This is a genomic window from Terribacillus aidingensis (genome assembly GCF_900215625.1).
In the GTDB taxonomy this organism is placed as follows: domain Bacteria; phylum Bacillota; class Bacilli; order Bacillales; family Amphibacillaceae; genus Terribacillus; species Terribacillus aidingensis.
The window spans coordinates 51222-73438 of sequence record NZ_OBEK01000003.1 but is presented as its reverse complement, the minus strand read 5'-3'; the positions used below and the strand labels follow the sequence as shown (position 1 = coordinate 73438).

The window sequence follows — 22217 nt, the reverse complement described above, 5'->3', positions numbered from 1 at the left end:
GAATTTTATGACGAACAATACAAAGGTGACACCAAGTTTGGATTGGCTAAGTGATACGAGTGTTTTTGCAGTCAATCGTGCAGCTGCACATTCGGATCACTTGTATTATGAAACAATGGAGCAGGCGGAATTGCGCGGAGAGATGCCGTGGCGGCACAGTTTGAATGGCCAATGGAAGTTTCATTATGCGAAGAACCCTGCAGCACGACCGGCTATCTTTTATGAACAAGGATTTGATTGCAGCAGCTGGGATTCCATTACAGTACCTGCGCATATCCAGCTGGAAGGGCACGGAACGCCGCAATATGTAAATACAATGTATCCTTGGGATGGGGTACATGATATTCGGCCGCCAGAGGTGCCGATGGAGGATAATCCAGTCGGCAGTTATGTGACACAATTTACAGTACCAAAGCATATGGAAGATATGCCGTTGTTCATCTCCTTCCAAGGAGTAGAATCTGCGTTTTATGTGTGGCTGAACGGTCACTTTGTTGGGTATAGTGAGGATTCCTTTACGCCAGCAGCATTTGATTTGACCGATTATTTGCAGCCAGGTGACAATAAATTAGCGGTAGAAGTGTACCAGCGCAGTACAGGCAGCTGGCTGGAGGATCAGGATTTCTGGCGTTTCTCAGGTATTTTCCGTGATGTCTATCTTTATACCACACCAGAAATACATGTGTTTGATTTGGCAGTGCAAGCGAGATTGGATGACACATATTCGAAAGGTTCCTTGAAAGCAGCAATGCAGTTTCAAGAAGCATTGCCAGCGGCTGCTAAAATAACGGGCAGCCTTCACGATAAAAATGGCAGATTGGTGCAGGAAGCAGAAGGGTTATTCAGCGAACAAACAGCAGTTGTACCTTTTGATATCGACAAACCGAATTTATGGAGCGCAGAAGATCCCTATTTGTATTCACTGTATCTGCAAATTTACAACGAAGAGGGTCAGCTTGTGGAAGTTGTTCCGCAGCAAGTTGGCTTCCGTCGTTTTGAAATGATTGATAAAGTAATGTGCTTGAACGGAGAGCGCGTTGTATTCAAAGGTGTCAATCGGCATGAGTTTAACGCTCGTACGGGGCGGGTTGTCTCGGAAGCGGATATGCTGTGGGATATTAAAACGATGAAGCAGCACAATATCAATGCCGTCCGCACATCTCATTATCCAAACCAAACCCGCTGGTATGAGTTGTGTGATATGTACGGTTTGTATGTGATTGATGAAATGAACTTGGAAACACATGGGTCATGGCAGAAGCTCGGTGAGGTAGAGCCGTCTTGGAACATCCCGGGAAATTTACCGGAATGGCAAGACATTGTGATGGACCGGGCCATTTCAATGCTGGAACGAGACAAAAACCATCCTTCTATCTTGATTTGGTCATGCGGCAATGAATCATACGCCGGCGAAGTTATTGTACAGGTAGCGAACTATTTCCGCCAAAAGGATCCAAGCCGTCTGGTTCATTATGAAGGTGTGTTCCATGCCAGGGAATATGATGAAGCAAGTGACATGGAAAGCCGCATGTATGCAAAAGCTGCTAATATTATCACGTATTTGGAAAATGATCCAGAAAAACCTTTTATCCTTTGCGAGTACATGCATGCGATGAACAATTCATTAGGCGGGATGGACAAATATACTGAATTGGAAAATAAGTATCCGATGTATCAAGGCGGGTTCATCTGGGATTATATCGACCAAGCATTAGTGAAAAAAGATCGTTTTGGAAAGGAATTCCTTGCTTACGGGGGCGATTTTCATGATCGTCCGACCGATTATATATTCTGTACCGATGGTCTCGTTTTTGCCGATCGTAAACTTTCGCCAAAAATGCAGGAAGTAAAATATTTGTATCAAAACATCAAGTTAGATGTAACAGATAAAGAGATTAAGGTACGAAACGAAAATCTATTCGTAGATACATCAGCTTATCAATTAGTCTGGACACTGCGAAGAGATGGTATCGTAGTATACGAAGAGTCCGTCCAGCAGCAAGTTCCGGCCGGAGAGGAAGCGGCATATAGCATTACTATCCCGCAGAGCCTATTAGCTGAAGCAGGTGTCTTTACAATCGATGCGAGCATGCAATTAGCTGCGTCTACCGCATGGGCCGAGGCAGGATTTGAAGTCGCATTTGGACAATACGTTTGGGAAAAGCAACTCGCTGCACCGAAAGCTTCTGGAATACTTCGTGTTGTCGAAGGAGATGTGAACATCGGGGTGCATGGCCGTGATTTCGCTGTCCAATTTTCCAAAACGGCCGGAAGTCTTACTTCACTTCGTTACGATGGAAAAGAAATGATAGAGATACCTCCTTATCCAACATTCTGGCGTGCTAGTACAGATAATGACAATGGTTATCAGCAAAGTTATACAGCGGGCGTGTGGCTGGCGGCCAGTATAGCGAGAAAATGCACAGATGTAGCGTTACATGCGGATGAAAAGCAAGTAGATGTTACATTCACTTATACGTTTGCTATTGCGGAGAAAGTAACCGTACAAACTATTTATTCTGTGTTCCCCGATGGAAAAGTTCGTGTGAAAGCAGTGTACCATGGGGCAGCAAACTTGCCGGATTTGCCAACATTCGCTCTTTCTCTCAAAACAAGTGCTGATTACAGCAATCTGGAATGGTTTGCCAAAGGACCAGAAGAGAACTACGAAGACCGCAGTCGCGGTGCAAGATTATGCCGTTTCCAAAATACTGTGGTAACAAACGGAACAGCATATGCAAGACCGCAGGAGTCCGGCACGAGAACAGGGGTCCGCTGGCTGACACTGACGAACGAACAAGGCAGCGGTATACAGCTGCAAGCGGCAGATGCGCCTATTACATGCAATGCGTCGCCCTATACGGCTTTAGAAATTGAGCAAGCAAATCATGCTTATGAACTGCCGCCGGTTCATTACACAGTCTTAACGGTTGCTGGAAAGCAGATGGGTGTTGGGGGAGACGACAGCTGGGGTGCACCAGTACATCCAGAGCATAGATTAGCAGCTGCAGAAGAACAGTCATTTGTATTTACCATAAATAGAGCGTAAAGAAAATCCCCTTTGCTAAGGCAAAGGGGATTATTTTATGCAAAGATGGCTTCTTCGTATTGCAATAATGTTTTGGTCATAACCGGAGCTTGATCTTTCTTCTCTTTGCGCATGGCGCGATGTTCAGCAACATGAGATTCCCGAGAGATCCAAGCGACAAAATCTTGCTTTTTATCCCATTTCGTCACAATTGCATAAGCAACAGTATCCCTTTTCTTTGTATCTTTATTCCAGCATTCAGCTGTGTGTAAACCGCTGACATCTGTCAGCTCTTCCATTGTATGTTTTACTTTATTGATAATTTTATCTTCATTCGCAATGTCGCCTTCAAAAATGACTTGATTGACAAACATAGGATTGCCTCCTCATTGAACTGATTCTTCTTTAACGGTATCAGAAAAAAAGAAGGCAGTCAATGAGAATGATTATCATTGATAAAAGAAAAAGGAGCTGTATATGCCAGCTCCCATATCATTAATAAACTTTATCTCCGTTAAAGATGCTGTTTTTCACAACAACATAATCAACGTTGCGAATTGCTTCTAGTTTGTTTCCGCCAGCATAAGAAATGGAGGACTGCAAATCTTGTTCCATCTCTGTCAGTGTATCTTGAAGCGCGCCTTTATGCTCAACGAACATTTTCTTGCCTTCAACATTGCGTTTCTCGCCTTTTTGGAATTCGGACGCAGAGCCGAAATATTCTTTGTACAGCTTGCCATCTTTTTCAACTGTATCGCCAGGAGATTCTTCGTGGCCAGCGAATAAAGATCCAATCATGACCATGGAAGCGCCGAAACGGATGGATTTTGCGATATCACCGTGTGTGCGGATGCCGCCGTCCGCGATGATTGGTTTGCTAGCTGCTTTGGCACACCAGCGCAACGCAGCCAGTTGCCAGCCGCCAGTACCGAAGCCGGTCTTGATTTTCGTAATACATACTTTACCTGGTCCAATTCCTACCTTTGTAGCATCGGCACCAGCATTTTCAAGTTCTCTGACTGCTTCTGGTGTACCAACGTTTCCGGCAATAACGAAGCTTTCAGGCAAATGCTTTTTAATATGCTGAATCATGCGGATAACGGCATTTGAATGACCGTGTGCGATATCAATTGTAATATATTCTGGAACCAATTTCTTGCTGGCCAGGTCCTCAATAAAGCCGTATTCGTCTTCTTTTACGCCGACACTTATAGAAGCAATCAAATTTTGCTCCTGCATTTGCTGGATAAATGCAATTCGAGTCTCTGGCTCAAAGCGATGCATCACATAAAAATAATTATTTTCAGCCAAGTAAGTGGCGATTGTTTCATCAATGATCGTCTGCATGTTAGCTGGTACGACCGGCAGACGGAATGTATGGTTTCCTAGTGTGACCGCTGTGTCGCATTCTGAACGGCTCTCCACTACGCATTTTGCAGGAATTAACTGAATATCTTCGTAATCAAATACATTTTCCATGTTTATACCCCTCTAAAGACGAATTATTTTTGGTTAAACTATTTATTTCGTTCGCCCTTTGGTACTATACAATAATTCAGAAAACAAAGCAAAGGTTTTTACCTAGAAAAATAAAAAAAACCGTCAAATAGGGTAAGCTATAGAAGGAGGGATACGAGATGAAACTTCGGATGAATATCACTTATTGCACACCAAAAGGTACGGAAGCAGCATTTCATTCAGATTTTATGCCGGCTGGAGCTGTAATGCTGTTAATGGAAGACATGCAGCAAAATAGCAGAGTAGTACAAACGGAAATACTCGATCAGTATGAAACAGAATGGACGTTAAAAGAATTACGTGCCTATATGAAGGAACTGGAGACAGAACCGCATCATGTTCGTCTGTTTGCTGATGGCGGTTTTGAGAAGCATACCGGACGGTCGGGGCTCGGCTGTGTTGTGCATTACGAACAAAACCAGAAGGAATTTCGTCTGCGGCGCAATCGAGAAGTGGAACAGCTAGCTTCTAATAACGAAGCAGAATTTGCAGCCTTGTATTTTGCAATCGATATCTTAGGGGAGCTCGGTGTAAAAAATCAAGAGATAGAAGTATTCGCTGATTCTCGTACTGTCATGATGCAAATGTCTGGAGAGTGGCCGGTTTATGAAAAAGAACTGCAGTATTGGGCAGATAAAACAGATGACTTGATAAAGGAATTCGGGCTTACGGTTCTGTACACACATGTGGATCGGAAGCAGAACAAGGAAGCAGACCAGCTAGCGAGTCAGGCGCTGAAAAAGATCGAAATCGACAGTACCATACAAAAATGACCGCCTGGCACATAATTGGCCGGGCGGTCATTTTTATTTGGAAGTCTGTTGATCGAGCGCTTCGATCAAACTAGTTTTGGTTGAACCAGATGCTGCTTCCACTAGTGTCTGGAAACGTTCTGTCAGCAAATCTTTATTTTTATACTCCTCCGGATGGTTCTGATTATAATAGAAACGGAAGACAGCTTCTTCTGGGAAGTGCTGTTTACCTGTCTTAATCATGAATCCAACAGGGAGCTTATGATAAGCATATGCTGTTGCTGTTTTTGTTTCTGCAAGCGGTGCTTCAGCTTTCACTGCAGCTGTATCCTTTTCAGTTTCGAGCTGCTGCATAGCCTGCTTGATGAATTTCTTGCGAGCGCGCTTTTTCTTGGAACGCATGTTCATCTCAGCAAGAACTTTATCCAGACTTTCAGTTTTTGTAAGTACAGTCACGACGAAAAACTCCTCTATTATTGTCTGCAACCTCTATCATATGATATTTTCGGAGATTTTAGAAGGCTAGAGGTAGAATTGTTAACATTCTGACAAATTATCAATACGTATAAGTGGTTGAATATGTTGGATCTGTATCCGGGATTAAGGAGATACCTATGATTGTAAATACAATTGCAAGGAGTATACCCAGCACAAATCCAACGCCCATGATGATGAAATAAGCAATGGCAAAATTCCTTCTGGGATTCATTCGATCAACTGCCCAGATGATCAGCATTACGATATTTACTACCGGAAGTACAAGTAATAACAGCGTCCAAACCCAATCCATAATACCGAGCTGATTATTATTTGCCCGGGTTACTTGTTCTTGATGTTCCATAAGATCGCTCCTGACTAAGATTTAATAATGGCAAAAACAACTATAAGGCATAGTTTCTGTATATTCAACCAAAGTCAGGAAGGTCATAATCAGCATAAGCAAGCCTTTTTAAGGACTTTTTCCCTGTTTTGATGCTCGCTCCAGCTGCTGCTTCATTCGAAGCATCTCTTGCCTTGCCAGCGGATCAAAAAGTCCTTCATTCAGGGTTTTATCAATGAATTTTATCGCTTGGTCCATTTGTCGATTCAACTTGGTTTACCTCCTGCCCGTTAGGTTTCATTTCCTATCTTAGTTTGTGAACACCTTCATTAGAATAGCTAATAATCGCATCTATTATACTAGGTAAAATGAAGTCATATTTAATTGGAAAAGCTTGTCTGACTCCATGTTGTTCGATACACTTCTGTTAATGAAAAAATGAGGTGAACGAAGATGTTGTACGATGTTATTGTTCTTGGAGCTGGAACGATGGGGATGAGTGCGGGCTACCAGCTTGCGAAAAAAGGACTGCATGTGCTTTTACTGGATTCACATCACCCGCCGCATGTACATGGAAGCCATCATGGTGAAACGAGAATTATCCGGTATGCTTATGGCGAGGGAGAAGCTTATGTACCGCTGGCTCTTCGGGCAAAAGAATTGTGGAAAGAGCTGGAACAGCAAATAAGCAAAAATGTTTTTGCAGAGACTGGCGTATTAAACAGCGGACCGGAAACAAGTCCTTTCATTCAAAACGTTCTAAAAAGCGGAAAAGCTTATAATCTGCAAGTCGAGCAGCTTACTGCTGCCGAAATGAAAAAACGCTGGTCAGGCCTGACTGTTCCGTCTGATTATATTGGTTGTTATGAACAGGACGCTGGCTATTTGCTGGCAGACCAAATTCTAAAAGGGTATGCACAGTTGGCTGCTTCTCATGGAGCTGTCGTGGCGGGCGGACAACGCGTGGAAACCATCCAAATAAAAGACAGTTTGGTGGAAGTCAAAACCAAGGAACATACATACCGAGGGAAGAAACTGATCGTAACAGCGGGCGCATGGGGAGGCGAGCTGTTAGCACAGCTTGGATTAAAACTTCCGATTCAGGTGACTAGGAAGACATTTGCTTGGCTGCATGCAGATAAACACTTTCGGGAAGGCAATTTCCCATGCTTCAGCTTTGATACAGAATTGGGTACTTATTATGGTTTTCCGGACATCAATCATACAGGGTTAAAGATAGGACGCCATGATACCGGCACACCAATACATCCAGATGATAAAGGTGCTCCTTACCATGAAGGAGATACAGAGGAACTGCTTCGTTTCTTGACGCAATTTATTGGAGGCGGTTCATTCAACTTGCGAGAAGGAAAAACATGTATGTACAGCATGACGCCGGATGAAGATTTTCTCATAGACTATCATCCAGAATATCCGCAAATCCTATATGCACTTGGCTTTTCCGGTCATGGTTTCAAATTCGCCAGTGCAATTGGCGAGGTTCTGAGTGAGATGGCAATGGAAAAAGAGACAACATTAGACGTAAGCTCATTTCGGAATAAAAGATTTCAATAGAGAAATGAAGGACTTTTGTGACAGAATGGTCATAAATAGAAAAATTGTGTCACGCTGTCATGGTATAATAAATGCAGATCATTAGTAAGGAGATGCGTTTCATGCCACCAGTAGTACGTTTAATAGTCATTTCTGCGTTTGTTTTGCTCACAGTCGGACTCTTAGTGTTGGGCGCTGTTAAGAGCAAGCAAATGCGAATACCTTTTACAATCTTAGCAATCGTTTTAGCATTTATTTATATGGTGTCCTATATTGTATTATTTGCCTTATAAAACATGCGCGCTGTCGTGCATGTTTTATTTTTCTACAAAAAAACAGAGATAATTCTCCAGTATATGAAAAATGAAATATTATTGTAATGTTTTGTCAGACTGTCGTGTAGTATACTGTTTCCGGAGATTACTTTATTTCTATTCTAATCATCGCAGACTAATCGAACTAGGAATGCTGACGCCTATACAATAGATTCACAGGGGGAAACAACTTGAAAAGAAAATGGCTACATATTGGCTTGGCTGCAGTGATCGGAACAGCTGCATTAGTTTTGCCGGTATCTGGAAACGCTGCATATGCCTATGAAGATTTAGATGAGAAGAAGGAAGAAGTCGAGCGGAAGAAAGAAGCTATAAAAGAGGAGCAGTCAAAAAAGACAGAGAAGCAGGACGACCTGCAAGCTGCTGCTGAGAAATTGCGCGTCGATTTAAAAGAGATTGATAGTAAAATAGAAAAAACAAATATAAAACTAACAGAGACTGAATCTGAGGTTGCTGATTTGGAATCAGATATCCAATCATTAAAGACAGAGATTGCAGACTTAGAAAAGAGAATTGAAGAGCGTCATAGTTTGCTGAAGGACCGTATTCATTCCTTGCAGAAAAATGGCGGACAAGTCAGCTATTTAGATGTCATTATGGAATCAAAGAGCTTTTCTGATTTCCTTAATCGTGTAGATGCCGTGAGCACAATCATGGGTGCAGATCAGGAACTAATGAATGCCCAACAGCGTGACTTGGATGACGTTGAATCGAAAAAGACAGAGCGCCAAACCAAACTGGAACGTGTCGAACAGCAAGCTGCCGTACTGAAAGAAACAAAACAAACACTGACTGATCAGCAACATGAGAAGGACAAGCTTATTGAAGATGTCATGAAGGAATATGATGTGACGTCTGAGGAGTTATTCAGCCTGACAGAAGAAGCAGATTTATTGGCTGCTCAAGAAGAAGCAATTGCGGAAGAAGCTGCATATCGCGATAAACAAAAGGCAGAAGAAGAAGCACGTAAGGAAGCAGAACGCCAGCGTGCTGAACAAGCGAAGCAGGAAGAAGCAGCGCGTATAGCGAAAGCCGAAAAAGAAGAAAAAGAGGCAGCAGCGCAAGCGGAGTCCGAACAAAAAGCAGCGGAACAAGAAACGGCAGAAGAGAAGACTGCAGCATCTGCTGCACCATCTGCATCTGCTGAAACAGAACCGAAGCAGGAAGTGGAGAAGAAATCTTACTCCCAGCCAGCAGCACAGCCTAAACAAAAGGCAAGCCCTGCACCTGCGCAAGAAAAGCACCAAGTGTCTAAGGCTCCAGCCTCCAGTGCTAATTTTATTACGCCAGCACCAGGTTACATCTCATCTGGTTTCGGTCCAAGAGCCGGCGGTTATCATTACGGCATCGATATTGCCAAGCGTGGTGCAGGAGTTCCCATTTGGGCAGCTGCATCCGGCAAGGTTATCCGAGCGTATCAGTCATCTAGCTATGGAAATGTGATTTTCGTGACCCACTCGATAAATGGCAAAACGTATACGACTGTGTATGCCCACTTAACGTCAATGCACGTGAGCACAGGGCAGCGCGTGTCACAAGGGCAGCAAATCGGCACAATGGGGAACACTGGTATGTCACATGGACAGCACCTCCATTTCGAATTGCATACAGGTCCTTGGAATGCTTCCAAATCAAATGCGGTTAATCCGCGTTCATACCTTAACTAACAGAAACGCCAACACTCTATTTGAGGGTTGGCGTTCTTCTTTTTTATGCAAGGTAATAGGAATATAAACAAAGGGGGAGAAGATGCAGCGAGGCATTGAGGCATTACAAGCAGTTCTAGAAAAAAATGTCCTTACTCGCTGCTTACCGTGAAGTTCTTTATAGCAAAGAGTTGTTTATTATCGCGCCTCAATTAATTGTTGTGTATGATAATTTGCTGACTGTAGACTTGTTTACTGTGACGGAGGAGACATTTAAACATACTAATCAGTTTCTTGTCCTTTATGATCCGAAAATCGACTCCAACAATTTAAAGAAACGCAAACATTGACAATGACGGATGTCATGTATGGAGAACAAGTAATTGACTTGACGTGGTTTCTGTTTCAGTACTGAAAAGCGGCTTTAAGAGGTAATGCGGCATGGGGTGCTGCAATGCTTCAGCAAGTAACAGAGCCGCTAGCACGAATGCTGCTGCATCATCACGCACGACACGTGCCTTGCTAGCACTGAAAAGAGCGCAGCAGCTTCTGCCTGCTGCAGTATATAGCAAATACTGGATGTGTTAGAACATGTAACACCAACCAGTCATGGCAAGGCTGCAGCTGCTTTGTTAAAGCTGCTAGACAGCGAGGAGCCTTTCCTGGAGAAGCATCTAAAAGGGGAAGAGAAAAAATTAATTGAACCTCTGCTTGCGTGTTTAATTACAGAGAAGCAAATAACGGAACCATAATAAAAGCCATATCCTTAACGGGATATGGCTTTTAATCTATGCAAGGCTGAACCGACCAAACGACATTGCTTTTCGTGTGGGTATTAAGCTTCTCCATCAAATCAGCTGCATCCGCTTCACTGCGAAACAGCATATCTGAAGATGTATTGGAATGTTTTAGGTAGGTTTTTGTTCCGTGCGCTTCCCGTACAATTTTATAGAACATCGAACACACTTCCTCACCTGTTTATTTTTTCTATTGTTATTTTCTCATAGCGGTACAGCCATGTATAGGAACACAGATGAATATTCAATTAAGATTTTGTGGTAAAACTGTGAAAAGTGTCTCTTTTCAGTCAATGTTGACGGGGAAAGCGAATGCTGCAGAGAAATGGGATGTGTTTTTTTCTTGATAGTCTAAAATACAGAGCATCTTGGCGAAGGAGCGGAATATTTCCAGTCAAACAAACAGCCAACTGCCGATAAAGTACCGCGGCAATTGGCTGTTTGTAAGTGTTCCTGCTCCTCTCTCTAAGACAGGGGCAGTCCCAAACCAAAATAAAGATATTTTATTAGGGTTTATTATACTTTTTGAACGTTTGCTGCTTGTGGTCCGCGCTGACCTTGTTCAACTTCAAACGTTACTTTTTGGCCTTCATCCAATGTTTTGAAGCCTTCGCCTTGAATAGAGCTGAAATGTACGAATACATCGTCTCCACCTTCAACTTCGATAAAACCGAAACCTTTGTCTGCGTTAAACCATTTCACTGTACCTTGTTCCATTATATTGCCTCCTAGAATCTAAAAACTTCACTAGACTATATTTGAATCTAGCCTATTTCCTATATTAACACAATAAAGCTGTTTTAAACTTAAATTCTCATGGTTTCCATAAAAAATAGAATTTATTGCTTATCCGAACGTGAAAAAACGTGGAAATATACATGTTTTGTTGTTTCTCTGCCTATCACATGAGGTAACGCCATATTTTAAGTTCTTGAATGCTGCACAACTGAAAAATTTTTGAATTACCTGTGACAGCGTTTTCGAAGCATTAACCTTTCCCCTTACATGAGAGCGTCCATTGTGTCGTGCCTTATTGCTATACGAAACAATCTGTTTTGTAAATACCATGTAAATTATTTACGTAATGAGCCTGCATCTATTAGTGAATGATTGCACTGGCAGGGGATTAGTGCCGTTACTCAATTTTTTTATTTTTACATTAATTAAACATATCTTCACAATATTTTAAACACCAGCTTCATATTCGGCTTGTACAGTTAACAATATAAGAACAAATGAGGGGAGATAGTGTTTTGGAGAATATATATTTTTCTTCAACCTTGCGTTGGCATGAGCCTGCAGAACAAGTTGTCCGGCAGGCTGCTAGTGATCAACTGCCAGGTATAGAGATTTGGGCACCGCATGTGTTCTTTCATGACAGTGATCCGCTTGTCATTCGTAAAACAACAGAACAGGCGGGAATGCACTTTACCATGCACGCTCCGAGCTGGGATTTGAATAGTACAAGTTTCGATCGCAGCGTCCGACTTAAACAGGATCTGCAAACTGTTGTCGAGGGAATGGATACGACATCTGCTTCTTGGGAGCAGAATCTTTCCTTCATTCGCCAGCATTTTCAGGCAAAGGAGCATGTGATATGAAAATACTTGTTACTAATGACGACGGCATTTTTTCGCCGGGCGTGGAAGCGATGATTGAGACGCTTCAGCATTTTGGTGAGGTGTATGTTGTTTGTCCGGATCAAGCGAGCAGCAGTCGCAGTCATCCCGTTACACCACGTCAGCCAATTCGTGTCAAAGAGATGTATCACTTTCCGGGCGTTGCAGGTGCATGGTGTCTCAATGGAACTTCCGCAGATTGTGTGAAATTAGCAGTAGAAGTTCTTATCCAGGACGAGCTGGATTTTATTTTTTCTGGCATCAATCTCGGTCCTGCTATAGGGCGGGACATTTATTATTCCGGCGCAGTAGCAACGGCAATAGAAGCCTCTCTGTACAACATTCCGGCTGCTTCTGTCAGTTTGAATAGCAGTTCCCAAAACCATGTGAACTATTCGAAGGTGAAGACACTGTTCTATCAGGTCGCCGAGGTGCTGCTGCAGCATAAGTCAAAATCAATCGGTCTGCTGAGTGTGAATTTGCCGAATGTCGACAAGCGGGAATTCAAGGGAATCCAAGTTATTCCAACGGATATGCATGTATCGCGTTATCGTTTTGTCGGTCTGCGTGATCCGCATGGAGAAGTATATTACTGTGTGAGGGATCAGCTGCAAGAGCTTGCTGCTTTCCATCCGACGAGTGATTATCTGCTACTAAAAGAAGGATACATAACCGTTTCTCCAATAGAATTGCGCAATCATTACCGACGAAAACAGGAACAAGTGGAACGCTGGTTTAAAACAATGGAAACAAATACCTCTGAATAAAGGAGAAATTCATATGAAACGAAAATGGATGGTTGTTATTGCCAGTGCTGCATTGCTGGCATTAACAGCTTGCGGACAAGAAGAAACGGGCGGCAGTACAAGTGCAGCAGATGGTGAGGTTGCAGGAACACTTAGCTTTTATACGTCACAGCCAGATGCGGATGCACAGAAACTAGTAGAAGGATTCGAGAAAAAATATCCGGATGTAAATGTGGAAACATACCGATCTGGTACAGAAGAGGTTATCTCTAAATTGAATGCAGAAAAGATGGCTGGGGATGTACAAGCTGACGTGCTGCTTGTAGCAGACAGTGTAACGTTTGAAGATTTGAAGGAGCAGGATATGCTGCAAGCTTATGAATCAGGTGAACTGGATGCAGTCCCGGATGATTTTGAGGATAAAGATCACTATTATACAGGTACAAAGATTATGGCAACTGGTATCGTAACGAATACAGAACAAGGAGAGACACCGAAGAGCTGGGAAGCACTAACGGACGCAAGCGGCAAAACGGTTATGCCAAGTCCCCTCTACTCTGGTGCAGCTGCTTATAATCTTGGAGTCTTGACTAGACAAGATAACTTTGGCTGGGAGTTTTATGAAAAGCTGAAGAAGCAAGACACGACAGTAGTCAAAGGGAATGGAGATGTATTGAAATCTGTTGCTTCTGGCGAGAAACAGTATGGTGTTATCGTTGATTTCCTTGCAGCCAGAGCGAAAGCAGATGGTTCTCCTGTTGAACTTGTGTATCCGGAGGAAGGGGTGCCGGTTATAACTGAGCCGATTGGCATCACGAAGAATACCGACAATGCCGCCGCTGCCGAAGCATTTGTAGATTATGTATTATCTGAAGATGGACAAAAACTTGCAACAGAACTTGGGTATACGCCGATTAGAGAGGGAATTGATGCGCCAGAAGGGTTGAAAACCTATGATGAAATGAAGGTGCTGCAAGCAGATACAGAAGAATTGTACAGTTCCCGAAACAAAGACAAACAGCAATTCGAAGACTTGTTCGGGAAATAAGCAGATGGAGGGCGACGTATGCAATTAACAATGAAACCAGAACATCTTGAGAAAGGCAGGCATGCTTCCCTCCAGAAGCTGCCTCGTCTCATCGGTATTTTAATGCTCATCTTCTTTTTTCTATTACCAATCATCCGTCTCATTATGATGAGTTTTACTTCCGGTGAGAGTCTTTCCGTCAGTGCCTATACAGAGGTGCTGCAGGATGCTGTTACGTGGAAAACACTTTGGAATACGATTGGCATTGTGGCTGGCAGCACAGCATTATCAATGGTCCTTGGCGTAACAATGGCTGCAATTATGGCGTATACAAACGTGCGGGGCAAATCGGTCATGCAGCTGCTTATCTTTTTGCCTTTTATTATTCCATCTTATATTACAACCCTTGCGTGGGTGCAGTTTTTAAGTGCTTCTGGACCGCTTGGAGGACTGCCGGATTGGATGCGGCCGGAATTATATAGTGTAGGCGGCATCATCTTTGTACTAGGTATTTCACATTATCCGCTTGTCTATTTAATGACAGTGCAAGTGCTTAGGAGAATTCCTCGTGACGCAGAATTAGCTGCCATGGTTTCTGGTGCATCTCGGTTTGCGTGCTGGCGGAGGATTATTCTGCCGATGGCTCTTCCCGGCATATTGAGCGGCGGACTGCTGGCGTTTTTATCAAATCTCGATAATTTTGGAGTACCCGCTTTTCTCGGCATCCCGGCTAATATTCGAGTACTTAGTACATATATTTACGAGCAAGTAATTGGCTATGGACCAAGTGCTTTTAGTCGAGCTGCAGTTCTGTCTGTTCTGCTTGGGTTGCTCGCAATAGCTGTAACCTTCATTCAAGTATGGCTGTTACGAAAAAGTAACGTAACCGAAACAACAGTAGCTGATCATGCACCGCGCATCCACTTAACGCCAATCAGGCGGAAAAGTTTACAGATGCTCCTTTGGATTTTTCTGCTTGGAACAAGTCTTGTTCCATTCTTGGCAATGGGAACAGTCAGTCTGGTACAAGCCTATGGTGTGGATTTAACATGGAAGAATTTATCATTTGGAAACTATCATTATATTTTATTTGAAGATGAAAAAGTGATTCGATCCCTTCGTAACAGCATCCTGCTCGGTGGAGTCACCGCGGCTGTCTGTCTCCTCTTCGGTACGTTTTTCGCTTATTACCGCGCTAGAAATCAAGGAAAGCTGCCAAAGATAATGGAAGCAATCATCACGATGCCTTATGCACTTCCAGGTACAGTATTGGCACTTTGTATTATCCTCATGTGGATGCAGCCGCTTCCCGGCTGGTATCCAGGCGTGTACGGAACACCGGCCATTATATTGATTGCTTACATCACACGTTTCTTTGTGCTGCAATTCCGCGGCAGCTATACAGCATTTTCTCAGCTGGATAAGCGGATGGAAGAAGCGGCAAGAACAAATGGCGCAAGTTCTTTTGTTCGGTGGAAGCAAATTTTACTGCCGCTCATTTTGCCTGGCGTCATTAGTGGTGCACTGCTTGTCTTTCTGACAGCATTAACAGAACTAACGGTCTCGAGCATGCTTTGGTCGAGTGGTTCTGAAACAGTAGGTGTAATTATCTTCAGCTTCGAACAAGCAGGCTACAGTACGTATTCTACCGCTTTCTCATCCCTCATTGTGCTGGCAATACTGCTAGGCGCATTGGGCTACTTGTTCATACAGCATAAATGGAAACAAAAGGGGAGAAAAGTATGATAGCATTACAAGGCATTGAAAAACGATATGGTGATACAACTGCTTTGCACGAAGTTGATTTGACTATACAAGATGGTGAATTTTTAGCTATTCTTGGCCCTTCAGGCTGTGGTAAGACAACGTTGCTTCGCTTGCTGGCAGGCTTTATGAATCCAACAGTCGGCACCATCCAGTTTGGTGAAAAAGAAGTGGCTAATCCGCGAAAATCGAGCAAACCGGAAAAACGAAATATAGGCATGGTTTTTCAGTCATTTGCACTATGGCCGCATATGAACGTCGAAGAGCACGTCCGCTTTGCATTAAAAAATCACCGGTTCTCTAATAAAAGTACAGCAAATGAACAGGAAAGCAGAGTGACAGAGGTGCTGCAGCTGGTCGGCATGGAAGCTTTTCGAAAAAGATATCCTGCTGCACTTTCTGGCGGACAGCAGCAGCGTGTGGCGCTGGCAAGGGCCATTGCGCCAGAACCGGATATCTTGCTTATGGATGAACCGCTCAGTGCATTGGATGCTGAACTGCGCATCAGTATGCGGAAAGAAATTAAGCAGATTCATCGGAAGCTGGGTGCCACGATTATATATGTTACACATGATCAGGCAGAAGCACTGGCAATGGCCGATCGAGTGCTAGTCATGCAGCAAGGACGCATAGAGCAAGCAGACAAACCAGAAGTTATATATCAGCGTCCTGAAACAACCTTCGTGGCGACTTTTGTTGGAAAAGCGAATCTTGTTAAAGGCAGCTGGAAAGGAGATATCTTTACGCCAGCTGACACGAATCTTTGCTGGAAAGAGGCAGGTGTAGCAGAGCAGCTGAAGCAGCAGCACGTATTCCCGGTCAGACCAGAGCAATGGGAGCTTTTATCCGCCGAAGAGGAGGGACTGCCGGGCCAGATTACACTCAGCCAATTTCAAGGAACAGAAAGGCATTACGTCATTCAAGTTGGCGACATGGAATATCAAGCTTCTCTCCCCATTTCTCTTCCAGCTTGGCGGGAAGGCGATCATGTCGCGCTGCAAGTTAAGGGACAGCATGCTGCTTCTTCCACTGAACCAACGATGTTAGAAATAACATAGTAAAGCGAGACTTCCTTCACTTCCTTCTGAAAGGAAGTTTTTTTTGAAGGAATAAACCTTTCCAGGCAGAAATAAGGGATAGAGGTGATGCGCATGAAGCGAGATATGAGTATTATCAGAGACCTCCTATTGGATATAGAATCGGAATACACGGAGGGCGGCTTTGCACTGGAGGTGACAGAGGAGGATGATTATACAGAAGAGGAAATGAAATATCATTTGCAGCTGATGAAGGAAGCGAAGTTAATCAAACTGGAAACGGTGCTTGATGAGGAAGAGGAAGAAGAGGAACTGCTCATTTACGGCCTAACCTGGGATGGACACGAACTGCTGGACAGTATTCGTGAAGAAGCAATATGGCAGCAATTAGTAGTAAACCTGAAAAGAGAGAAGGGCAGTATGCCGTTTTCCGTGTTAAGGAAGCAGGCGGCGAAAGCGGCTGAGGCATACTATGCTGCTGAATAAAATAGGTTGCTGGTTAGAAGGGTAATTCTAATCAGCTGACACCTGAGAAAATATTTTGCATACTGCTTAAAAAAGTTAAAAAAACGAGTTTTAATAATCAGCAAATTGGCAAAACAGAAGTAACAAATAAAAGAGGAGGGTCGGGCATGTTCTGCATCTATTCTGCGGCAAAGGAAAAATTTAAAGAAGATTATCAGAAGCAGCAGCAGGCAGCGAAAGTTAATGCAAAGACTAATTCAACCGCTATTAAAAAGTAAGCTTGAAACAGACTGCGTACTTATAAAAAGATGTAAGAATGTGCAGACTAGGCTTAAAAGCTAAAAGAGGTGCTAGTACGTGCGCAGTCGGTATTCATTTATTAGAGGATTTTTGCTAGGTATTGTTGTGGCGCTCGCAGTATGGTTTGTTGTTACTTATATCGCTTCTAAATTTATATAATCCAAAAAGAAACACAGCTGTTATCGCTGTGTTTTCTCTTGTTTATGGACATTGTTTTCATATTCTGTTTCCGGATGACCGTACTCCCCATTCATTGCTTGCTCGTTCTGATCCAGTCCGATTGCTTCTGCTGCTTCATCACGCTGAACAGGTTTTGTTTGCTTTTGCTGCATATAAAGCCACCTCCTGACTAATAGTGTGGCTATTTCGTCAGAAAATATGTAAGGACAGCAATAGCTGCCCATCTATATTAACGCGGCCGCCCTGGATAATAGTAGCTGCCGTAAGGGTACGGTGCTGGATAGGCATAAGGGACTGGATAAGGTACCGGATAAGGGTTGCTGTATTTGTAACCATATCCAGGGCCATTTACGAAAGCACTGCCTAGAAGCCCGCCAGCAAGACCGCCAAGAAATGGGATGAAGGCAAACCCAAATCGCTGATCTTCCCCATTATTTCGCGCATAGGCGTTTGTGTATGCTGTCTGTGCTGGATGACACGGGTAATGTGTATAGCTCATGTTCATTCCTCCTATCTCTTTACTGTATGCACAATCGTCCAGTGAAGGATGGGCAAGTAACTTGAGGAAGTGAAAAGAATTCCAAGTTAGAAAGCAATTGACAGGATTAGTTTTCACAATTGTCACATACACTAGCCATAGCAAGTAAATGTTTGTCATTAGATATGAGTGGGTATTAAGCGTTAATGGATTGAATTTTAACTTACATAAACATAGTAAAGGACTGGATTATGCAAAAAATACTCTCACATTCCTTATTAATCTTCTTTGTCATAAGTAACTTAGTTCTATTGCTTTATTTGCCGATGCAAAATATGAAGCAAGGTGTATATCCAGCAAAAGTCTACGCAGATGAAAGAATACAGCCTTCCTTAAATGAAAAAAACTTGCATACAGTAGAAGGACCAGCTTCCCTTGTCTTATCAGAACAAGAGAAGCAAAGATCTGAATTGAACAAGGTAACGTTTAAACAAAAACAATACAGCGCAGAAGACATTCATCTTTTGCAAAGATTAGTACAAGCAGAGACGAGCGGGGAAGACTATCCAGGTAAAGTAGCAGTTGCGACAGTAGTCTTGAATCGGATAGAAAGCGAAGAGTTTCCGGATACCATTCATGATGTCATTATGCAAGAGGGGCAGTTTCAGCCAGTAATGACTGGTGTTATTTGGAAGAGTGAACCAACAGAAGAGACAGAACAAGCTGTAGCTGATGCACTAATTCAAAAAGATAATATGAATAATATTGTTTGGTTCATGAATCCAAAAACTGCTACAACAAATTGGATAGCCGATACACAAGAGCAAGTGAAGCAAATCGGAAACCATGTATTTTACCGCTAACAGGTAGCGAGTTGAATTTTAACTGCTTGGTCGAATTGCTCGTTTTCTGTAAAGTATGCAGTCAGCAAGTGGCGGAAGCGCTCCGTCGCATGTTCATGTCTTGCTCCTTGGAGCTGGGACATGCTGGGTTCAACTAATACACGAAAGCCCTCTGGATCATCAAACTTTTTCACTAGCATAGCGAAACGCCAAAGATAATCTTTACTGTTTTCCTGTTTGCATAATTGGAATCCGTGTTCAAAAGACTGATAAGCCTTCTGGTGATTTCCTTGTTTCATATAAGCCTCTGTGCGCAAATAATCATTTGCAATAAGGAGGGAAGAGTCTGCAAGTTCATTAACCTTTTCCAGATAAAAAAGTGCGTCTGCAGTTCTGTTTTGATGAAGAAATAGCGCGCCAAGATTATGGTAGACAGAAGCAAGTGATTGCTTATGTTTTAACTTTTCAGCTATTTTTGTTGCAAGCAGAAGATATTTTTCTGCATCTTTTTCTTCTCCAGCATTTAGTGAAGTAAGTCCCATTCCCATGAGTGCATGTGATTTACGTACTAAAGAAGTATTGTCCTTGCTGAATAATCGAAATGCCTGTTCAAAATGCAGCTTTGCAAGAGGTGTTATGCCAAGATAGTGAAAATTGGTTCCAAGCTTGTAATGCAGTTCCGCAGTGTCATCCTCTTCTACAGCCGCCACATAATTTTCCGCTTTTTCCAAAGTGCAAATTGCTTTCTTATGTTCGCCATCTAAAAGAAAAATATCAGATTGAAAAAGACAATAATAAAACAAATATTTATCATCTAATTCCGATACACATATGGATTTCATTATCCTTTTTGCTTGTGCTATGTAATGGTTTTGCAGCAGATGCTTCACTTCAAATAAGCGAAACAGCATCCACTCGCTTTCAGACTTTGGCAGCTCCTCAAGCATATTACGAAGTGTTAATGCCTCAGCTGTATCATGTAATTTTACATGTTCGTACCACTTGACTAGCAAATTGTGAAAACTGTCTTTCAAAATGATTTGCACGTATTCCAGTCCTTTCTCTTAAAATACAAGAAAATTGTTCGGATATCTGCCTTTATTTTAGCAGATTAAACGGCAATAATATACATATTAAGGAAGAAATTGATGGATTTTGTCGAAAGTATTCCAAGCTTAAACTGCTCATTCTGTAAATGTTTCGTTTTATGCGAAGTTGGTAAAACAATACAGAGAGTATAATGGCAAAGGAGTTTTAGACATGGGTAAATTAGATAATCGTGTTGCAGTCGTTACCGGCGGAGCAACTGGCATTGGCAGAGCAACTGCTTCTTTATTTGCAAAAGAAGGTGCTGCAGTACTCGTAGCTGATGTGAAGCAGGGGGAGTTAACGGAACTGACGGATTCTATCCAAAAAGATGGTGGACAAGCAGAGGCTTTTAAAGTAGATGTATCTGACGAAAATAGTGTGCAGGAATTTGTCAGCACCGTCAAAGAAAAGTACGGTAAAGTAGATGTACTTTTCAACAATGCTGGTATTGATCAAGAAGGCGGCAAGGTGCATGAATATCCGATTGAATTATTTGATTCGATTCAAAAAACAGATTTGCGCGGTACGTTCTTAATGAGTAAGTTCCTCATACCGCTCATGCTGGAGAATGGTAAGGGAGCAATCGTGAACAATGCGTCCATGAGCGGTAGCTTTGCTGATCTGGACCGTTCTGGCTATAATGCTGCCAAAGGCGGTATCATCAATTTCACGAAAGCGACAGCTATTGATTATGGCAGACTAGGCATCCGGGCAAACTCTGTTTCACCAGGTACGATTGAAACACCATTAATCGATGAGTTGTCTGGTTCAAAAGCGGAAGAGCAAGGTAAGGAATTCCGTAAAGCGAACAAATGGCTGGCCCCGATGGGCAGACTTGGTGCACCGGAGGAAATTGCTAAAGCAGTACTGTTCCTTGTTTCCGATGACAGTTCCTACATCACTGGTCAGGATCTAGTTGTAGATGGCGGACTGACTGCTTACACATGGCCAGGTAAAATGGTGATGGACGACAGCTGGAAGGAAACGACCGATTAAGGGTGGTGTATATACATCACTCTTTTTATTGAGCAAGCTCGTTGACAGTAAGACATTTAAGTTATATCATTGACCTATCAATAATTGATGCATCAATTTTATGGGAAGGATTTTGCCAATGGATGATTCTTGTTCTGTCCGTTTACAGATTTTTTTACAGCTGCAGGCAGTAAATAAGGACCTGTGCTCAAAATTTGAGACATGCTTCGGTGCTAGTACTTCCCGAGTGGAGATACTTCATTACTTGCTGCAGCATGAAGAAATACCTCAATCTGCTTTACAAAAGGAAGTTAATATCGATGCCGCAGCTGTGACCAGACATTTGAAACAACTAGAAGCTGCCGGTACGATTGTTCGCTACAAGAAAGCAGATGATCAGCGAGCTACATGGGTAAAGCTGGATGATACAGCCAAGCGCCATATAAAGGAATCTTATCAAGAAAAAGGTCAATTTATAGAAGAGACACTGGCTGATTTTTCAGAAGAGGAATTGAAGCAATTCCTGTACATGATAAACAAAGTCAGTGACAATGTCTCACGTGTCACGAAACAGGACCTAGGGGGAGAAAAATGAACCAGGCATCAACTTATAATAAAGAGGCGTTTTTGCAAGTCTTACATGACCGCCGCTCTATACGCCGCTATGACAAAAATGTTAAAATCAGCAAAGAAGAAATGACCGAAATACTTACAGCTGCAACAAAAGCACCATCTTCTACTAACTTACAGCCGTGGCGATTTGTTATCATTGAAAGTCCAGAGGCAAAAGCAAAGCTTGCACCGCTGGCATGGTTTAATCAGCGGCAAGTAGAATCATCTTCTGCAGTCATTGCAGTATTTGGCGACTTGCAGAATCTTGATTATCTGGAAGAGATTTATGGGAAAGCAGTTGAACTTGGCATGATGCCACAGGATGTGAGAGATCAGCAAGTGCCTGCTATCCGCAACTTACTATCAGGTATTTCAGAACAAGGAAAGCGCGAAACTGTCTTGATTGATAGCGGTCTTGTAGCGATGCAAATCATGCTGACAGCCAAAGCTTATGGATACGATACGAATCCAATTGGCGGGTTTGAGAAAGATAAGATAGCGGAAGCATTTGACCTGGATAAGAATCGCTATGCGCCAGTAATGCTTTTATCAATTGGTAAAGCACTGGACAATGGCCATCAATCTTACCGTTTTCCGGTAGAACAAATTACAGAATGGAAATAAGGAGAGATA

The 22217-nt window shown here is 42.8% G+C and carries 28 protein-coding genes; 17 read left to right on the top strand and 11 right to left on the bottom strand.

Annotated elements, in window-relative coordinates:
• The first annotated feature begins 7 nt into the window (after window positions 1-7).
• Window positions 8-3049: a beta-galactosidase, LacZ type gene (gene lacZ, locus CRO17_RS10880; RefSeq protein ID WP_097042146.1), complete on the top strand. Its 3042-nt coding sequence runs from the start codon at window positions 8-10 to the stop codon at window positions 3047-3049.
• A 35-nt stretch (window positions 3050-3084) separates the two neighbouring features.
• On the opposite strand, the gene CRO17_RS10875 is transcribed toward lacZ, so the two are convergent.
• Together CRO17_RS10875 and guaC are read right to left on the bottom strand one after the other, a co-directional pair.
• Entirely contained in the window at window positions 3085-3402 is a 318-nt protein-coding gene (locus CRO17_RS10875) for an antibiotic biosynthesis monooxygenase (RefSeq protein WP_097042145.1), read from the bottom strand.
• Between the two features lie 121 nt (window positions 3403-3523).
• Entirely contained in the window at window positions 3524-4507 is a 984-nt protein-coding gene (gene guaC / locus CRO17_RS10870) for a GMP reductase (protein WP_097042143.1), read from the bottom strand.
• A 158-nt stretch (window positions 4508-4665) separates the two neighbouring features.
• Here guaC and CRO17_RS10865 point away from each other — a divergent pair, with 158 nt between their 5' ends.
• On the top strand, window positions 4666-5319 hold the full coding sequence (locus CRO17_RS10865) for a reverse transcriptase-like protein (RefSeq protein ID WP_097042141.1): 654 nt from the start codon (window positions 4666-4668) through the stop codon (window positions 5317-5319).
• Between the two features lie 33 nt (window positions 5320-5352).
• On the opposite strand, the gene CRO17_RS10860 is transcribed toward CRO17_RS10865, so the two are convergent.
• The 3 genes from CRO17_RS10860 to CRO17_RS17540 all read right to left on the bottom strand — a co-directional run bounded on the left by CRO17_RS10860 (window position 5353) and on the right by CRO17_RS17540 (window position 6388).
• Window positions 5353-5754, bottom strand: a complete 402-nt coding sequence (locus CRO17_RS10860; protein ID WP_097042139.1) for a hypothetical protein — start codon at window positions 5752-5754, stop codon at window positions 5353-5355.
• A 100-nt stretch (window positions 5755-5854) separates the two neighbouring features.
• The gene (locus tag CRO17_RS10855) at window positions 5855-6139 is read right to left on the bottom strand and encodes a hypothetical protein (protein ID WP_097042138.1); all 285 of its coding nucleotides are present in this window, start codon (window positions 6137-6139) and stop codon (window positions 5855-5857) included.
• Between the two features lie 108 nt (window positions 6140-6247).
• On the bottom strand, window positions 6248-6388 hold the full coding sequence (locus CRO17_RS17540; RefSeq protein WP_179636983.1) for a hypothetical protein: 141 nt from the start codon (window positions 6386-6388) through the stop codon (window positions 6248-6250).
• A 183-nt stretch (window positions 6389-6571) separates the two neighbouring features.
• Between CRO17_RS17540 and solA the strand changes: the two genes are divergently transcribed.
• The 4 genes from solA (at window position 6572) to CRO17_RS10840 (ending at window position 10003) form a co-directional block, all read left to right on the top strand.
• Window positions 6572-7693 (top strand): N-methyl-L-tryptophan oxidase, encoded by a 1122-nt coding sequence (gene solA, locus CRO17_RS10850; RefSeq protein ID WP_097042135.1) that lies wholly within the window; start codon window positions 6572-6574, stop codon window positions 7691-7693.
• Between the two features lie 101 nt (window positions 7694-7794).
• Window positions 7795-7965: a hypothetical protein gene (locus tag CRO17_RS17535; RefSeq protein ID WP_179636981.1), complete on the top strand. Its 171-nt coding sequence runs from the start codon at window positions 7795-7797 to the stop codon at window positions 7963-7965.
• Between the two features lie 212 nt (window positions 7966-8177).
• On the top strand, window positions 8178-9674 hold the full coding sequence (locus tag CRO17_RS10845) for a murein hydrolase activator EnvC family protein (RefSeq protein ID WP_097042133.1): 1497 nt from the start codon (window positions 8178-8180) through the stop codon (window positions 9672-9674).
• Between the two features lie 125 nt (window positions 9675-9799).
• Window positions 9800-10003: a hypothetical protein gene (locus tag CRO17_RS10840; RefSeq protein WP_097042131.1), complete on the top strand. Its 204-nt coding sequence runs from the start codon at window positions 9800-9802 to the stop codon at window positions 10001-10003.
• 12 nt (window positions 10004-10015) lie between these two features.
• Here the strand turns inward: CRO17_RS10840 and CRO17_RS17530 are convergent, their stop codons facing one another.
• Window positions 10016-10162 (bottom strand): hypothetical protein, encoded by a 147-nt coding sequence (locus CRO17_RS17530; protein ID WP_179636979.1) that lies wholly within the window; start codon window positions 10160-10162, stop codon window positions 10016-10018.
• A gap of 72 nt (window positions 10163-10234) precedes the next feature.
• On the opposite strand from CRO17_RS17530, the gene CRO17_RS17525 reads away from it, so the two are divergent.
• Window positions 10235-10405, top strand: coding sequence for a hypothetical protein (locus CRO17_RS17525; RefSeq protein WP_179636977.1), 171 nt, complete (start codon window positions 10235-10237; stop codon window positions 10403-10405).
• Between the two features lie 31 nt (window positions 10406-10436).
• On the opposite strand, the gene CRO17_RS17520 is transcribed toward CRO17_RS17525, so the two are convergent.
• Both CRO17_RS17520 and CRO17_RS10835 read right to left on the bottom strand, forming a co-directional pair.
• Complete coding sequence (locus CRO17_RS17520) at window positions 10437-10610, bottom strand: hypothetical protein (RefSeq protein WP_179636975.1); 174 nt, start codon at window positions 10608-10610, stop codon at window positions 10437-10439.
• Window positions 10611-10966: 356 nt separating this feature from the next.
• Window positions 10967-11167, bottom strand: a complete 201-nt coding sequence (locus CRO17_RS10835) for a cold-shock protein (RefSeq protein WP_097042129.1) — start codon at window positions 11165-11167, stop codon at window positions 10967-10969.
• A gap of 536 nt (window positions 11168-11703) precedes the next feature.
• On the opposite strand from CRO17_RS10835, the gene CRO17_RS10830 reads away from it, so the two are divergent.
• The 6 genes from CRO17_RS10830 to CRO17_RS10805 all read left to right on the top strand — a co-directional run bounded on the left by CRO17_RS10830 (window position 11704) and on the right by CRO17_RS10805 (window position 17129).
• A complete protein-coding gene (locus tag CRO17_RS10830) occupies window positions 11704-12051 on the top strand; it encodes a hypothetical protein (protein ID WP_097042128.1) in 348 nt (115 codons plus the stop codon).
• Window positions 12048-12836 (top strand): 5'/3'-nucleotidase SurE, encoded by a 789-nt coding sequence (surE, locus tag CRO17_RS10825; RefSeq protein WP_097042126.1) that lies wholly within the window; start codon window positions 12048-12050, stop codon window positions 12834-12836. The genes CRO17_RS10830 and surE overlap by 4 nt, the downstream gene beginning before the upstream one ends.
• Before the next feature lie 13 nt (window positions 12837-12849).
• Complete coding sequence (locus CRO17_RS10820) at window positions 12850-13863, top strand: ABC transporter substrate-binding protein (protein WP_097042124.1); 1014 nt, start codon at window positions 12850-12852, stop codon at window positions 13861-13863.
• 18 nt (window positions 13864-13881) lie between these two features.
• Window positions 13882-15588: an ABC transporter permease gene (locus tag CRO17_RS10815; RefSeq protein ID WP_097042123.1), complete on the top strand. Its 1707-nt coding sequence runs from the start codon at window positions 13882-13884 to the stop codon at window positions 15586-15588.
• Window positions 15585-16664 (top strand): ABC transporter ATP-binding protein, encoded by a 1080-nt coding sequence (locus tag CRO17_RS10810; protein ID WP_097042121.1) that lies wholly within the window; start codon window positions 15585-15587, stop codon window positions 16662-16664. Before CRO17_RS10815 ends, CRO17_RS10810 begins: the two co-directional genes overlap by 4 nt.
• Before the next feature lie 93 nt (window positions 16665-16757).
• Complete coding sequence (locus CRO17_RS10805; RefSeq protein WP_179636973.1) at window positions 16758-17129, top strand: DUF2513 domain-containing protein; 372 nt, start codon at window positions 16758-16760, stop codon at window positions 17127-17129.
• Between the two features lie 458 nt (window positions 17130-17587).
• Here CRO17_RS10805 and CRO17_RS17355 read toward each other — a convergent pair whose 3' ends face one another.
• Together CRO17_RS17355 and CRO17_RS17300 are read right to left on the bottom strand one after the other, a co-directional pair.
• Window positions 17588-17740 carry a DUF4021 domain-containing protein gene (locus CRO17_RS17355; RefSeq protein WP_143596017.1) on the bottom strand — a complete coding sequence of 51 codons (153 nt, stop codon included), beginning with the start codon at window positions 17738-17740 and terminating at the stop codon, window positions 17588-17590.
• A 77-nt stretch (window positions 17741-17817) separates the two neighbouring features.
• On the bottom strand, window positions 17818-18087 hold the full coding sequence (locus CRO17_RS17300) for a hypothetical protein (protein WP_143596016.1): 270 nt from the start codon (window positions 18085-18087) through the stop codon (window positions 17818-17820).
• 230 nt (window positions 18088-18317) lie between these two features.
• On the opposite strand from CRO17_RS17300, the gene CRO17_RS10795 reads away from it, so the two are divergent.
• Window positions 18318-18929 carry a cell wall hydrolase gene (locus CRO17_RS10795; RefSeq protein ID WP_097042118.1) on the top strand — a complete coding sequence of 204 codons (612 nt, stop codon included), beginning with the start codon at window positions 18318-18320 and terminating at the stop codon, window positions 18927-18929.
• Here the strand turns inward: CRO17_RS10795 and CRO17_RS10790 are convergent.
• Window positions 18926-19954 carry a tetratricopeptide repeat protein gene (locus tag CRO17_RS10790; protein WP_097042116.1) on the bottom strand — a complete coding sequence of 343 codons (1029 nt, stop codon included), beginning with the start codon at window positions 19952-19954 and terminating at the stop codon, window positions 18926-18928. The two genes, CRO17_RS10795 and CRO17_RS10790, sit on opposite strands and share 4 nt — an antisense overlap.
• A gap of 214 nt (window positions 19955-20168) precedes the next feature.
• On the opposite strand from CRO17_RS10790, the gene CRO17_RS10785 reads away from it, so the two are divergent.
• From CRO17_RS10785 to CRO17_RS10775, 3 genes are all read left to right on the top strand, one after another.
• Complete coding sequence (locus tag CRO17_RS10785; protein WP_097042114.1) at window positions 20169-20993, top strand: SDR family oxidoreductase; 825 nt, start codon at window positions 20169-20171, stop codon at window positions 20991-20993.
• Window positions 20994-21111: 118 nt separating this feature from the next.
• A complete protein-coding gene (locus CRO17_RS10780; RefSeq protein WP_097042112.1) occupies window positions 21112-21567 on the top strand; it encodes a MarR family winged helix-turn-helix transcriptional regulator in 456 nt (151 codons plus the stop codon).
• A complete protein-coding gene (locus CRO17_RS10775; protein WP_097042110.1) occupies window positions 21564-22208 on the top strand; it encodes a nitroreductase family protein in 645 nt (214 codons plus the stop codon). The genes CRO17_RS10780 and CRO17_RS10775 overlap by 4 nt, the downstream gene beginning before the upstream one ends.
• Window positions 22209-22217 lie beyond the last annotated feature (9 nt).